This is a genomic window from Halorubrum ejinorense (assembly GCF_039522565.1).
Taxonomy (GTDB): Archaea; Halobacteriota; Halobacteria; order Halobacteriales; family Haloferacaceae; genus Halorubrum; species Halorubrum ejinorense.
The window spans coordinates 206,121-219,370 of record NZ_BAAADQ010000002.1 but is presented as its reverse complement, the minus strand read 5'-3'; the positions used below and the strand labels follow the sequence as shown (position 1 = coordinate 219,370).

The window sequence follows — 13,250 nt, the reverse complement described above, 5'->3', positions numbered from 1 at the left end:
ACCGGAACGCCGCCGGAGACCGCTACAGTTCCCGCTCTGCGATCCCCGCGTATATCTCGTAACAGCGGTCGAGGACGTCCACGCTCGCGCTCTCGGTGTCGGTGTGCGCCTCGCCCGGCTCGGAGGCGCCACAGACCAGACACTCCGTGCCGGCCCCAGCGAGCCACCCCGCGTCGGTCGCATGCGGCTTGGTGACGTGTTCCGGCGCGTCGAGGCCGCGCTCCTCGTGGACCGAGCGGGCGACGTCGAGCGCGGCGTCCGCGAAGGCGGCGTCGCCGCAGGCCATCGGCGGGAGGTCCTGATCGACGACGAGTTCGACGCCCGGCGTCGCGTCGGCGACGCCCGCGAGGTCGGCGCGGCCGCCCGGGACCGTGCGCTCGTCGACCGTCGCCTCGCAGCGCTCGGGGATCACGTTCCACGTCTCGCCGCCGTCGACGATCGTGACCGCGAGCGACCCCGACACGTCGTTGCCGAGGACCGTCGTTTCCGGCGTGTCGAGCCCGCGGACCCCGTCGATCGCGTCGCAGGCGCGGTAGATCGCGTTCTCGCCGGCCTCGGGCTCCGAGGCGTGGGCGGCCTCGCCGCGCGCGACGAGCCGCGACCCCCGCCGTCCGCGGTGGGCCACGACCACGTCCGTGACGCCCGGCTTCGAGTAGTTCGTCGACCCCTCCGCGACGAGCGCGCGGTCGGGCGCGAACCCGGCATCGATGGCGTGACGCGCCCCCTCGCCGCCGACCTCCTCGCCGACGAAGGAAGCGAAGACCAGTTCTCGGCCCGCGGGCGGCGTCGCGTCCCGGAACGCGCACATCGCGGCCGCGACCGACCCCTTCATGTCGGCGGTCCCGCGGCCGTAGATACGGCCGTCCCGGCGCTCGACCGCGTACTCGCCGTCGAGCCCCTCGCCCGTCGTCTGTCCCGGCGCCGGCGGGACCACGTCGTGGTGACCGACGAGCGCGAGCGAGTCGGCGTCGGGGTCGTCGGTCGCGCCCGCGAACGCGAGCACGTTTCCCGCGTCGTCGCGCTCGACGGTCGCGTCCGTCTCCGCGCGCAGCCAGTCCTCGATGGCGTCGCCCGCGGCCGTCTCGTCCTCGTGTGAGGGGATCGAGACGAGCCGTTCGGTCAGGTCGGCGAGTTCGTCCATGCGGCCTCTGGAGGCCGTCGGCGCATAAGCGCGTCCCTCGCGGCGGTCGTCGCCGGCGCGCTCTCCGCCGGCAGGACAGCGCGTCAGGTGGTGAACAGCTCGGTGTCGTCGGGCACCGCGAACAGCCCGAGCCGGACCCCGGCGTCGAGCCAGCCGTACCCGTACGAGTACGACGCGAGCGCGTTCACCGGGTCGCCGTCCTCGCGGAAGTGCCGGCCGTCGTCGAGGTACGACTCGGCCATCTCGGCCACGTCCGCGGCGGCCTCCCCGAGCGGGGTGTCGGCCGGCGGGCGCGGCTCGGCGACGGCCAGCGCGTCCGCGAGCATCCGCTCGTACCGGTCCGTCTTCTCCTCTAGGTCGGCGGGCATACGCGGTGATTCCCGCGAGCGGACAAAAAGGGCGTCGGGGTGGTGAAATTTATGTTCGACGCGAACCGGGCGTGACACGATGCCCTCCGACGGCTCGCCGAAGCCCGACCGCGACCCGTCGCCCCCGCTCAACCCCGCCGGTCGCGGGGGTCTGGCGCTCGTGATAGCGACGAACCTCCTCCCGCTCGCCGGCGTCGTGGGGTTCGGCTGGCGCGTCGGGGAGCTGCTCGCGGTGTACTGGATCGAGGTCGCCGTCCTGGTGGTGGCCTACGCCGCCGCCGCGATGTTCGCGGAGCGGCCGATCCGGCTGGAGGACCGCTCGTTCTACATCACCGGCTACGACGAGGACGCCGAGCGAGACGAGGTGTGGGAACGCGAACCGAGGCCGATTCACCTCGTCTCGTGGCTACCGCCGGTATACCGTCGAAACGCGCGCGTCGTCAGCCGCTCGCTCGGCATCTTCGCGTTCCTCCTCTTTCCCCTGGTCCCCGTCGGCTGGGACGCTCTCTCGTATCTCACGCCCACCGTCGGGCTGGCGGCGCTCGGCGTCTGCGGCGCGCAGGTCGCGGAGGTCAGGAGGGAGTTCTTCGCGGAACGCGCTTACGAGAGGCGGTCGCCGTACATGGTCGTCGAGGCGGCACAGCGCGTCGTCTTCTTCTACTTCGTCGTCGGAGTGGCGACGGTGATCCCGGTCACCGCCGGCATCGCCGTGATCGAGGCGGCGCTCGCCCCGGGGCTGCTAGACGGCCTCGCCGACGCGTTCGGCGTCGAGGTCGTCCTGCTCCCGTACCTCCTGCCGATCGCGCTCGGGAAGGCGACGGTCGAGTGGAGTCGGCGCCGTGCCGTCCGTGAGGACGACCCCGACGGGATCGCGACGTGGTTCACGGGCGAGGACCCGCGGCGGGAGTGGAGAACGGAGGAGGACACCACCGGCGACTGGTGACGGAACGGCGCGGAGCGCGGCGTCGAAAGCGCAACGCCGATACGCACGGCCGCGAAACGGCGCCTCATGTACGAGGCCGTTCACGCCCACCCCGACGGCGAGGCGACCGTCGCGCGCCACGCCGCCACCGCCGCTCGCCACGGCTACGACGGGATCGTGGTGCGATCGCGCGACGCGCTGGCGGCGGCCGGCGACGGGGGCGGCGCCGTCGCGACCGGCGGCGACGGGAGTCCCGTCCGCGACCCCGAGGCCGTCCGGGAGGAGTACGGCGTCGACGTCGTCGACGCGGTGGAGATCGACGCCTCCGACCCGACGAGCGCGTCGGGCGCGGTCGGGAACTACCGCTCGGACCGGACCGTGGTCTGCGTCGTCGGCGGCGACGACGCCCTGAACCGGTTCGCGGTCGAACAGGAACGCGTCGACGCGCTGGTCCGCCCGATGGCCGGGGGCGGCGACTTCAACCACGTGCTCGCGAAGGCCGCGCGCGACAACGGCGTCCACGTCGAGTTCGACTTCGGGCCGGCGCTCCGCGCGACCGGCGGGAAGCGGGTCCGGGCGCTCGCCGACCTCCGGAAGCTCCGCGAGATCGTCGACCACTACGACGCGCCCTACGTCGTGAGCGCGAACGCCCGCTCGCACCTCCAACTGCGAGCGCCCCGGGAGCTCGTCGCCGTCGGGGAGGCGGTCGGGTTCGACGCCGAGGCCGTCCGCGAGGGGCTCCGGGCGTGGGGCGACCTCGTCGAGCGGAACCGGGAGCGCCGCTCCGAGGGCTTCATAGAGCCGGGGGTCCGACTCGGTAGGTATGAAGAAGACGGTTGAAGAACACGCCGAGCGGTTCTCCGAGAAGGCGGGCGAGTACGACGAGTCGAAGAGCGACGAGTACCACGCCTGCGCGGGGCTCGTGATCGACCACGCGGCGCCCGAGCCGGACGACGTGGTGCTCGACCTGGGGGCCGGAACCGGCGCCATCGCGCTCGCGCTCGCCGAGGACGCCGAGCGCGTCCTTGCTCGCGACATCAGCGAGGGAATGATGGAGGAGGGGCGCCGGAAGGCCGAGGCGCGCGGGCTCGACAACGTCGAGTTCGCGTACGGCGAGTTCCGCGAGCCGAACCTCGACCCCGACCAGCGGGTCGACGTGGTCACCTCGAACTTCGCGCTCCACCACCTCGCGGACGACGAGAAGCGCGAGGCGATCGGCGTGATGGCCGAGACGGGCGCGCGCCGGATCGTGCTCGGCGACGTCGCCTTGTTCGAGGAGCCCGACCCGGACGCGCCGTTCTACAGCCCCGAGGTCGACGACCCCGCGACGGTCGGGACGCTCGTCGAGGCGTTCACCGACGAGGGGTACGCGGTGACGACCGTCGAGCGCGTCCACGATCAGGTTGCGGTGATCGTCGCCGATCGACTCCGGGATCTCTCGGCGTGATCCGGGTCCGATGAAACACCTCCCGAAACACCTCCGGCCGCGGTGGCGGTACCTCGCCGTCGGCGTCGAGACGTGGCCGGACGCGGAGATCGGCCGCCGCGCGTTCCAGCGCGCGCTGTGGTACAGCGCCGGCAACCTCCTCGGCGACGCCGGCAGCGCGGACGCCGACCTCACGCTGCTGTCGTTCGCACACGCGGCGGGGACCGGCGAGGCGGTCGTCCGGGTCAGACACGGCCACGTCGACGACGCGCGCGCCGCGGTCGCCTGCGTGAGTGAGGTCGACGGCGAACCCGTCGGGATCCGCGTTCGCGGGATTTCGGGGACGGTGCGTGCCTGTGAGGAAAGATATATGGGTCGTGCGGCCCCCAATTCGACACAGCGAGACGTCGCGTTCGAGGGCGCCGAACGGACCGCGACCGTGCGCGGCGACGCGTGCGACCTCCGGGTCGACTCGGGTCACGTCGGCGCGACGACCTTCGACATCGAGTGATATCATGCAGGGCCAATCCCAACAACAGGCGTACGACCGCGGCATCACCATCTTCTCTCCGGACGGCCGACTCTACCAGGTCGAGTACGCCCGGGAGGCGGTGAAACGAGGAACGGCGAGCGTCGGCGTCCGCGCCGAGGACGGCGTCGTCATCGCGGCCGACAAGCGAGCCCGCTCCCCGCTGATGGAGCCGGAGAGCATCGAGAAGCTCCACAAGGCCGACGACCACGTCGGCGTCGCGAGCGCCGGCCACGTCGCCGACGCCCGCCAGCTCATCGACTTCGCGCGCCGGCAGGCGCAGGTGAACCGACTGCGCTACGGCGAGGCGGTCGGCATCGAGACGCTGACGAAGAACATCACCGACCACATCCAGCAGTACACGCAGGTCGGCGGCGCGCGCCCCTTCGGCGTCGCGCTCATCGTCGGCGGCATCGAGAACGGCGAGCCGCGCCTGTTCGAGACCGACCCGTCCGGCACCCCCTACGAGTGGCAGGCGCTGTCGATCGGGTCGGACCGGAGCGACCTCCGCGACTACCTCGAGGAGGAGTACGAGGAGGGGATCGGGATAGACGAGGCGGTGGGCCTCGCGCTCGACACCCTCGCGCAGTCCAACGACGGCGAGCTGTCGCCCGACGGCGTCGGGGTCGCCACGATCACCGTCGACGATCCGGAGTACACCGAACATCCGGCCGACGAGATCGAGGAGATTCTGGAGGAGCGCGGCCTACTCGCGAGCGACGAAGCGGAGGAGGAGTCGGCCGACGAGGCCGCGGACGACGAGCGTAGCGACGCGGACGGCGACGAGGAGTAAGGCGCCCCCGCACCGAGTTGTTATTCAGAGGTTCGGACGAACCGCGAGCGACGCGGTCGGTCGGGAGAGTTATGCCGACGGAGGCAGACCGGAAACGCGTGCAGAAGACGGCACTCATCACCGGCTGTTCCTCGGGCATCGGCCGCGCCGCGGCGCACGCGTTCCTCGACGAGGGATGGACCGTGTACGCCACCGCGCGGAACCCGGCGGACATCGAGGCGCTCGGCGAGGCGGGGTGTGAGCTCGCCACGCTCGACGTCACCGACCAGGACGACATCGACCGCGTCGTCGAACGCGTCTTAGACGAGGAGGGCGCGGTCGACGCGCTGATCAACAACGCCGGCTACGGGCAGTTCGGGCCGGTCGAAGACGTATCGACCGAACGGGTCCACGACCAGTTCGACGTGAACGTGTACGGCCCGCATCGACTGATCCGGGCGGTGCTCCCCGCGATGCGTCGCGAGCGCGACGGCACCATCGTCAACGTCTCGTCGGTCGCCGGGCGGGTTTCGATCCCCGGCGGCGGCGTGTACAGCGGGTCGAAATTCGCCCTGGAGGCGATGTCGGACGCGTTGCGAAGCGAGGTCGCAGACCTCGGCATCGACGTGGTCGTCGTCGAGCCCGGCCCGGTGAAGACGGAGTTCTCTGCCCGCGCGGAACGGGAGGCCGATCCCGAGGAGAGCGACGGAATCGAACGGACGGAGGCCTACGAGGAGTTCTACGCGATGTTCGAGGACGCGAAGCTGATCGGCGGTGACGGCCCCGGGTCGGTCGAGCCGGCGGTCGTCGCGAACGCCATCTACGACGCCGCGAGCGCGACCCAGCCCCCGGCGCGGGTCCAGCCCGGTACGGTCGCTCGCGTCGGCGTCCTCGCGCGGTTCCTCCCCGACGCCGTGCTCGACCGCGCGTACGGCCTCGTCAGGAACTTCACCTCGTAGTCGCCGGCGGTTCGGTCGGGGTCCGACCGGCCGTCACCCGTCTGACCCGTCATCGTTCGGGGCGTCGACCGCGAACGGACTCTCTCCCTCCCGCCAGTCCCAGCCGGGGAGCCGCGTCTGGAACCCCGCGGCGAGCGCCGCGTCGAGGTCGTCGGCGCCCGCGGTCCCAGCCCCTTCCGCTTCCGGCGCGGTCGCGTCCTCGGTCACGTAGAGGTCAGCGACGTGGAACGTCGCCTGCGCGAGCAGCGAGAGCGGTCGCCCGCCGGCGATCGTCGCCGCGAGCTCCCGCCCGAGCACCTCGTCGACGACGAACCCGGGGTAGTCGCCCGCCACGTCGAGGTCGCGGAGGAGCGCGACGCAGGCCGCGACGTTGACCGCGACTTCGCCGTCGGCGAAGACGGCGTCGACCTCTCGCCGGTACGCCTCCGGAGCGACCGCGTCGACGTGCGTGTCGAAGCGTCGGCCGAGTCGGTCTCGGGTGTCGTTGAGGATCGGAACGACCGTGTCGGCGCGGTCGCGGACCCACGCGTGTTCGTCGCGGACCGTCTGCGGGGTGACGCGCATACGTCGGGGTGCGGCCGCCTGTGGCTTGCCTTTTGCGAAGAGTTTTATAACGGCGGGGCAGTAGCGTGAGTTAAGCGGGTTTTCGCTGGCTGTTCCCGCACGGAACAACTACGGATAGTACTTCCACTATGCCTACCCCGTCACGGTCGACCGATCGGCGACGAGTCAGGTGCGACTCGACGACGGCGGCGGCCCCGACGACCCGCAGTGAGATATGAGTCAAGTCGACAAGCAACTCGATACGTTGAAATCAGAGATCGAACAGGAAATTCCGAACGACATCACGGTCACCGATGTCAAGTACGAGGGGCCGGAGCTCGTCGTCTACACCCGCGACCCCAAACGCTTCGCCGGCGACGGCGATCTGATCCGACGGCTCGCGTCCAAGCTCAGAAAGCGGATCACGGTCCGCCCGGACCCCAGCGCCCTCTCTCCCCCGGCGCGAGCCGAGGACAAGGTCCGCGACGTGATCCCCGAGGAGGCCGGCGTGACCGACCTCGACTTCCACGAGGACACCGGTGAGGTCGTCATCGAGGCCGAAAAGCCCGGGATGGTGATCGGCCGCCGCGGCTCGACGCTCCGGGAGATCACCCAAGAGGTCGGCTGGACCCCCGAGGTCGTTCGGACCCCGCCGATCGAGTCCTCCACGGTCTCGAACGTCCGCGGCTTCCTGAAGAACGAGCGCGAGGAGCGCCGCGACATCCTCGAACGCGTCGGCCGCCAGATCCACCGCGAGGAGATGTCCGACGACGAGTGGGTGCGGATCACGACGCTCGGCTGCTGTCGCGAGGTCGGCCGCGCGGCCTTCATCCTCTCGACGCCCGAGACCCGGATCCTCATCGACTGCGGCGACAAGCCCGGTGCGGAAGGCGAGGTGCCCTACCTCCAAGTGCCCGAGGCGCTGGGCGCCGGCGCGGCGACGCTCGACGCGGTCGTGTTGACCCACGCCCACCTCGACCACTCCGCGCTGGTCCCCCTCCTCTTCAAGTACGGCTACGACGGCCCGATCTACACCACCGAGCCGAGCCGCGACCTGATGGGCCTGCTCACGCTGGACTACCTCGACGTCGCGGCGAAGGACGGTCGCACGCCGCCGTACGAGTCCGCACAGGTCCGCGACGCGATCAAACACACCATCCCCCTAGAGTACGGCGACGTGACCGACGTGGCGCCGGACGTGAAGCTCACGTTCCACAACGCGGGCCACATCCTCGGCAGCGCTGTCACTCACTTCCACATCGGCGACGGCCTCTACAACGTCGCGTTCTCGGGCGACATCCACTACGAGGACACCCGCCTGTTCAACGGCGCGGTCAACGACTTCCCGCGCGTCGAGACGCTCGTCTTGGAGTCCACCTACGGCGGCCGCAACGACTACCAGACCGACCAGGAGGACTCCGAGGAGGCGCTCAAGGAGGTCATCAACGAGACGTACGAGCAGGGCGGCAAGGTCGTCATCCCGGCGTTCGCCGTGGGGCGCTCGCAGGAGATCATGCTCGTCTTGGAGGAGGCGATGCGGGAAGGCGAGATCCCGGAGATGCCCGTCCACCTCGACGGGATGATCTGGGAGGCGACCGCGATCCACACCACCTACCCCGAGTACCTCCGCGACGACCTCCGCGACCGCATCTTCCACGAGGACGAGAACCCGTTCCTCGCCGACCAGTTCAACCACATCGACGCCGGCGAGGAGGAGCGACAGGAGGTCGCCGACGGCGAGGAGTGTATCATCATCTCCACGTCGGGGATGATCGAGGGCGGCCCGATCATGTCGTGGCTCCGCCACATCGGGCCCGACCCGGACTCGAACCTCGTCTTCGTCGGCTACCAGGCGCAGGGGACGCTCGGCCGCCGGATCCAGAACGGCTGGGACGAGATCCCGGTCGACGGCTGGGGCGGCGGGAGCCGCGGGGACACCCTCACGCTGGAGATGGGCGTCGACGTCGTCGACGGATTCTCCGGTCACGCCGACCGGCAGGGGTTAGAGAACTTCGTGAAGACGATGAACCCGCGCCCCGAGAAGGTGCTCTGCGTCCACGGCGACGAGAGCTCCGTTCAGGACCTCTCCTCGTCGCTGTACCACGACTACAACATGCGGACGTTCGCCCCGAAGAACCTGGAGACGTTCCGGTTCAAGTAAGTCCGCGGGGTCGCCCGCGGAGCGAGCGGTCAGTCTTCGCTCTTCTCGACGCGCTCGGCCACTTTCCCGTCCCGTCGGTCCCGTTCCCGCGCGGCCGGGTCGCGCTCGTCGGGGTCGCCGTGACCGCCGCCGCCGGGCGTCCGGATCGAGACGGTCGCGCCGGCCGCGACGTCGACCGAGGTCTTCGCCGGGACGGGGTCGCCGTCGACCAGGTTCCTCCCGGTCGCGCCGTCCTCGCCGCCCGCCAGCCCGGGCGGACCGGTTCGCCGCCGCTCGGTCAGTACGGACACGGTGGCGTCCGTCTCGACCGTGACGGTTCGTTCGATTCCGAGGCCGCCGCGGAACCGGCCGTCGCCGCCGCTCGACGGGCGCAGCGCGTACCGCTCGACGCGGAGCGGGTAGGCCGTCTCCATCGCTTCGACCGGCGTGTTGAGCGTGTTCGTCATCCCGACTTGGACGCCGTCCATCCCGTCCTTGCTCGGCCGGCCGCCGAACCCGCCGGCGATGGTCTCGTAGTAGGTGAACTCGCCGGCGCGGTCGCCGATGATCAGGTTGTTCATCGTCCCCTGTCCGGCGGCGGGGATTTCGTCGGGAACCGCCTCGGCGAGCGCGGCGAGAGTCACGTCGGTGACGCGCTGGCTCGTCTCGACGTTCCCGCCGACGACCGCGGCCGGCGGCTCGGGGTCGAGCAGCGATCCCTCGGGCGCGGAGACGGACACGGGCTCGTAACAGCCGTGGTTCGGCGGGATCTCCGGGTCGGTGATCGCGCGGACGACGAAGTAGACCGCGCTCTTCGCGACCGAGAACGGGGCGTTCAGGTTGCCGGGGACCTGGTCGGCAGTCCCGGCGAAGTCGACGTCGATCGTCTCGCCGTCGACGGTGACGGCGGCTTCGATCGGGATCGGCGCGTCGGTGATCCCGTCGCCTTCGAGCGCGTCTCGCGCCCGGTACGTGCCGTCCGGGAGGTCCGCGATCTCGGCCTCGACTCGCTCGCGGGAGTAGTCGATAACGGCGTCGAACGCGTCTAAGAGCGTCTCCCCGTGTTCGTCCAGCAGCTCGCCGACCCGCTCCTCGGCGCGGGCGTTGGCGGCGCGCTGGGCCCGGAGGTCCGCCTCGCGTTCGTCAGGGGTACGGACGTTGGCGAGGATCAGGTCGCGGACGGCCTCGTTCGGCTCGCCGCCGTCGACGAGTCGGACCGCCGGGAGCCGGAGTCCCTCCTCGTATATCTCTCGGGCTCCGGGCGGCATGCTTCCCGGTGCGGCGCCGCCGACGTCGGCGTGGTGCGCGCGCGACACCGCGAAGCCGACTACCTCGTCGTCCGGTGCGACCGTCGAGACCAGCGTCACGTCTGGGAGGTGGGTGCCGCCGGTGAACGGGTCGTTGACGATGAACACGTCGCCGGGCTTCGGGTCGCGCTCGCGGACGGCCGCCACCGCGTCCGGCATCGCGCCGAGGTGGACCGGGATGTGCTCCGCCTGCGCGACCATGCGGCCCGACGCGTCGAAAAGCGCCGTCGAGCAGTCCTGTCGCTCCTTGATGTTCGGCGAGTACGCCCCGCGGATCAGCACGTGGCCCATCTCGGTCGCCACGCTCTCCAGTTGGTTACGGAGGATCTCGAGCGAGACGGGGTCGATGTCGGGGCCGCTCACGCGTCTCCCACCTCCGCGATCAGCGCGCCGTCGCCGCGGCGTCGCACGGACCAGTCCGGCGGAACGACGACCGTGCTCTCGTCGCCCTCGACCACGACCGGCCCCGCGACGGGATCGCCGCCCGGGAACCGCTCGCGGTCGTACACCGCGGCGTCGTGCGTACCGCTCGGGAACACCGCCTCGCGAGTGGTCCGCGGGGCGGCGTCGTCCGGCGCGTCGACCTCGACAGCCGGCGCGCTCCGGGGAACGGTCGCCGTCGCGCGGCAGTTGACGAGTTCGATCGGCTCGTCGGCCCGGTAGCCGTACGCCGACTCGTGGGCCGCCGCGAACCGCTCGGCGACGGCCGCCGGGTCGAAGGGGGGATCGACGTCGACCGTGAGTTCGAAGCTCTGTCCGGCGTACCGGAGGTCCGCGGCGTACCCCACGCGCGCCGCGTCCGCGTCGCTGACCTCGCTCGACAGCCGGTCCGTCAGCTCCTCGTAGCGCGCGTCGAGCGCCTCCGCGTCGGCCTCGCCGAGCGGTCGCTGGTGCGTCCGCACCGCGTCCCGCGTCTCGTCGGCCGCGAGCAGGCCGTACGCCGACAGGACCCCGGAGGCGTGCGGGACGACGACGCGCTCGACGTCGAGGCCGTCCGCGATCGCGACCGCGTGCATCGGCCCCGCCCCGCCGAACGCGACGATGCCGAACGCCCGCGGGTCGTACCCGCGCTCGACGGTGACGGAGCGGATGGCCCGCGTCATGTCCGCGTTCGCGACGCGGTGGACGCCCAGCGCGGCCTCGACCGGGCCGTCCATCCCCGCCTCGTCGGCGAGGTCGGCGAGGGCCTCGCGGGCGGCCGCCGCGTCGAGCGAGAGGTCGCCGCCGAGGTCGGTGTCCGCGCCCACGTAGCCCAACACGAGGTCGGCGTCCGTGACGGTCGGCTCCGTGCCGCCTTTACCGTAACAGGCGGGTCCCGGATCCGCGCCGGCCGAGCGCGGCCCGATCCGGAGCGCGCCGCCGGCGTCGACCCACGCGATCGACCCGCCGCCGGCGCCCACGGTCTCGACGTCGACCATCGGCGTCCGGATCGGTCGGTCCGCGATCACCGAGTCCGTGGTCCGTTCGACCGCCCCGTCGCGGACGAGGCTCACGTCGCTGGAGGTGCCGCCCATGTCGAAGGTTATCAGCCCGTCGCGCTCGGGGCCGTCGCCCGCTGCGGTCGCGCTCGCGCCCACGACGCCCGCGGCGGGCCCCGAGAGCACCGTCGTCACCGCGTTCCGCCGCACCGTGTCGGCGTCGGTGACGCCGCCGTTGGCCTGCATGATCTGCGGCCGCGGGAGGCCGAGGGCTCGCGCTCGCTCGGTGAGGCGACCGACGTAGCCGTCGATCGCCGGTCGGACGTAGGCGTCGACGGCCGTGGTCGACGTGCGCTCGTACTCGCGGAACTCCGGCAGTACCTCGTGGGAGGCCGAGACGGGGACATCGAGCCGCTTGCGCAGTCCCTCCGCGACTCGGCGCTCGTTCTCCGGGGTGACGTAGGCGTGAAGCAGACACACCGCGACGGACTCGACCTCCGTCTCGCGGAGGTCGGCCGCGAGCGACTCTATCGCGTCGTCGTCGACGGGGCGTTCGACCCCCTCGGGCGTCGCCCGCTCGGCGACCTCGAATCGGCGGCGACGGGGGACGAGCGGCGTCGGTTTCTCGGCGTCGAGGTCGTACAGCGACGGGCGCGTCTGCCGACCGATCTCCAGCACGTCCCGGAACCCCTCGGTCGTCACGAGCGCCGTTCGCGCGCCGTCGCCCTCCAGCAGCGCGTTGACTGAGACGGTCATCGCGTGGGAGAACTCGGAGACGGTCTCGGGGTCGATCCCGGCCGCCTCGCACGCCTTCTCGATGCCGGCCACGACGCCCTCGCTCTGGTCGTCGGTGCTCGGCACCTTCGCCGTGACGAGTTCGCCGTCGAGCGAGAGCGCGACGTCGGTGAACGTCCCGCCCACGTCGACGCCGACGGCCCGCCCGTCCATCTACGACACCCCCGCGGCGTCGGAGCGGATCCGGACGCCGAGAGTCGCGGTGTCTCGGTCGCGTAGCATGGGGGGACTCGTTACCGGACGGACTTAACACCGTGCCGTCCGCGGTCGTGCCCGCGAACATCTTCGGGGACAGACGGAGGGGGAACGCGTCCAGGTCTCTTGTTATGGGTGCCGTTCCGGGCGGTCTCGGCACGGTGAGTCAGCCACCATTGACCCTGCCGCTCCGCCGCTTCCTCGCGGGGCTCGGCCTCCTCGGCGCGGCCCTGATCGTCGGCGTCGGCGAGGAGGGAGAGGAGGCCGTGCCGGCCGAATGAGTCACGGTACGGCGTCGACGCCCCACGCCGCCCGAGGCCAGTTTTAAGCGACGGCGGGGTGACTGCGTCGTATGCGCATCGCGCTCATCGCACACGACGAGCTGAAAGACGAGATGGTCGCGTTCGTCGAGGGCCACACCGACGTGCTCGACGGGTGCGAGCTCGTGACCACTGGAACGACCGGGAAACGCATCAACGACGCGACCGGCCTGTCGGTCAACCGGCAGGCGTCGGGACCCTTCGGCGGCGACCTCCAGATCGGTGCGATGATCGCGAGCGACCGGATAGACGGGGTCGTCTTCCTCCGCGATCCGCTGACGGCGCAGGCACACGAGCCCGACATCTCGGCGCTGCTCCGCGTCTGCGACGTGAAGGACGTGCCGCTGGCGACGAACGTCGCCTCCGCGGAGCTGCTCGTCGAAGGGCTGCTCGGCCGCGATTCTCCGGATTGATA

Annotated in this window: 13 protein-coding genes; 8 read left to right on the top strand and 5 right to left on the bottom strand. The window is 71.4% G+C overall.

The window, feature by feature from the left end:
• Positions 1–22: 22 nt before the first annotated feature.
• On the bottom strand, positions 23–1,141 hold the full coding sequence (locus ABDZ89_RS03270) for a M20 family metallopeptidase (RefSeq protein ID WP_343776586.1): 1,119 nt from the start codon (positions 1,139–1,141) through the stop codon (positions 23–25).
• 83 nt (positions 1,142–1,224) lie between these two features.
• Positions 1,225–1,509 (bottom strand): DUF357 domain-containing protein, encoded by a 285-nt coding sequence (locus tag ABDZ89_RS03265; protein ID WP_343776584.1) that lies wholly within the window; start codon positions 1,507–1,509, stop codon positions 1,225–1,227.
• 79 nt (positions 1,510–1,588) lie between these two features.
• On the opposite strand from ABDZ89_RS03265, the gene ABDZ89_RS03260 reads away from it, so the two are divergent.
• From ABDZ89_RS03260 to ABDZ89_RS03235, 6 genes are all read left to right on the top strand, one after another.
• Positions 1,589–2,452 (top strand): DUF6498-containing protein, encoded by an 864-nt coding sequence (locus ABDZ89_RS03260; protein WP_343776582.1) that lies wholly within the window; start codon positions 1,589–1,591, stop codon positions 2,450–2,452.
• Between the two features lie 66 nt (positions 2,453–2,518).
• Positions 2,519–3,271 (top strand): RNase P subunit p30 family protein, encoded by a 753-nt coding sequence (locus ABDZ89_RS03255; RefSeq protein WP_343776580.1) that lies wholly within the window; start codon positions 2,519–2,521, stop codon positions 3,269–3,271.
• Positions 3,255–3,878 carry a class I SAM-dependent methyltransferase gene (locus tag ABDZ89_RS03250; RefSeq protein ID WP_343776579.1) on the top strand — a complete coding sequence of 208 codons (624 nt, stop codon included), beginning with the start codon at positions 3,255–3,257 and terminating at the stop codon, positions 3,876–3,878. Before ABDZ89_RS03255 ends, ABDZ89_RS03250 begins: the two co-directional genes overlap by 17 nt.
• Before the next feature lie 10 nt (positions 3,879–3,888).
• A complete protein-coding gene (locus tag ABDZ89_RS03245) occupies positions 3,889–4,368 on the top strand; it encodes an Rpp14/Pop5 family protein (RefSeq protein WP_343776578.1) in 480 nt (159 codons plus the stop codon).
• Between the two features lie 4 nt (positions 4,369–4,372).
• Positions 4,373–5,179, top strand: coding sequence for an archaeal proteasome endopeptidase complex subunit alpha (psmA, locus tag ABDZ89_RS03240; RefSeq protein ID WP_343776577.1), 807 nt, complete (start codon positions 4,373–4,375; stop codon positions 5,177–5,179).
• A 71-nt stretch (positions 5,180–5,250) separates the two neighbouring features.
• Positions 5,251–6,117 carry an SDR family oxidoreductase gene (locus ABDZ89_RS03235; protein ID WP_343776575.1) on the top strand — a complete coding sequence of 289 codons (867 nt, stop codon included), beginning with the start codon at positions 5,251–5,253 and terminating at the stop codon, positions 6,115–6,117.
• A 33-nt stretch (positions 6,118–6,150) separates the two neighbouring features.
• On the opposite strand, the gene ABDZ89_RS03230 is transcribed toward ABDZ89_RS03235, so the two are convergent.
• Positions 6,151–6,681 (bottom strand): DUF7984 family protein, encoded by a 531-nt coding sequence (locus ABDZ89_RS03230; protein ID WP_343776573.1) that lies wholly within the window; start codon positions 6,679–6,681, stop codon positions 6,151–6,153.
• Positions 6,682–6,895: 214 nt separating this feature from the next.
• On the opposite strand from ABDZ89_RS03230, the gene ABDZ89_RS03225 reads away from it, so the two are divergent.
• Positions 6,896–8,821, top strand: coding sequence for a beta-CASP ribonuclease aCPSF1 (locus tag ABDZ89_RS03225; RefSeq protein ID WP_343776571.1), 1,926 nt, complete (start codon positions 6,896–6,898; stop codon positions 8,819–8,821).
• 29 nt (positions 8,822–8,850) lie between these two features.
• Here the strand turns inward: ABDZ89_RS03225 and ABDZ89_RS03220 are convergent, their stop codons facing one another.
• Both ABDZ89_RS03220 and ABDZ89_RS03215 read right to left on the bottom strand, forming a co-directional pair.
• On the bottom strand, positions 8,851–10,470 hold the full coding sequence (locus ABDZ89_RS03220) for a hydantoinase B/oxoprolinase family protein (RefSeq protein ID WP_343776569.1): 1,620 nt from the start codon (positions 10,468–10,470) through the stop codon (positions 8,851–8,853).
• Complete coding sequence (locus ABDZ89_RS03215) at positions 10,467–12,473, bottom strand: hydantoinase/oxoprolinase family protein (protein WP_343776568.1); 2,007 nt, start codon at positions 12,471–12,473, stop codon at positions 10,467–10,469. Before ABDZ89_RS03215 ends, ABDZ89_RS03220 begins: the two co-directional genes overlap by 4 nt.
• A gap of 394 nt (positions 12,474–12,867) precedes the next feature.
• Here ABDZ89_RS03215 and ABDZ89_RS03210 point away from each other — a divergent pair, with 394 nt between their 5' ends.
• On the top strand, positions 12,868–13,248 hold the full coding sequence (locus ABDZ89_RS03210; protein ID WP_343776566.1) for a methylglyoxal synthase: 381 nt from the start codon (positions 12,868–12,870) through the stop codon (positions 13,246–13,248).
• Positions 13,249–13,250: the final 2 nt, after the last annotated feature.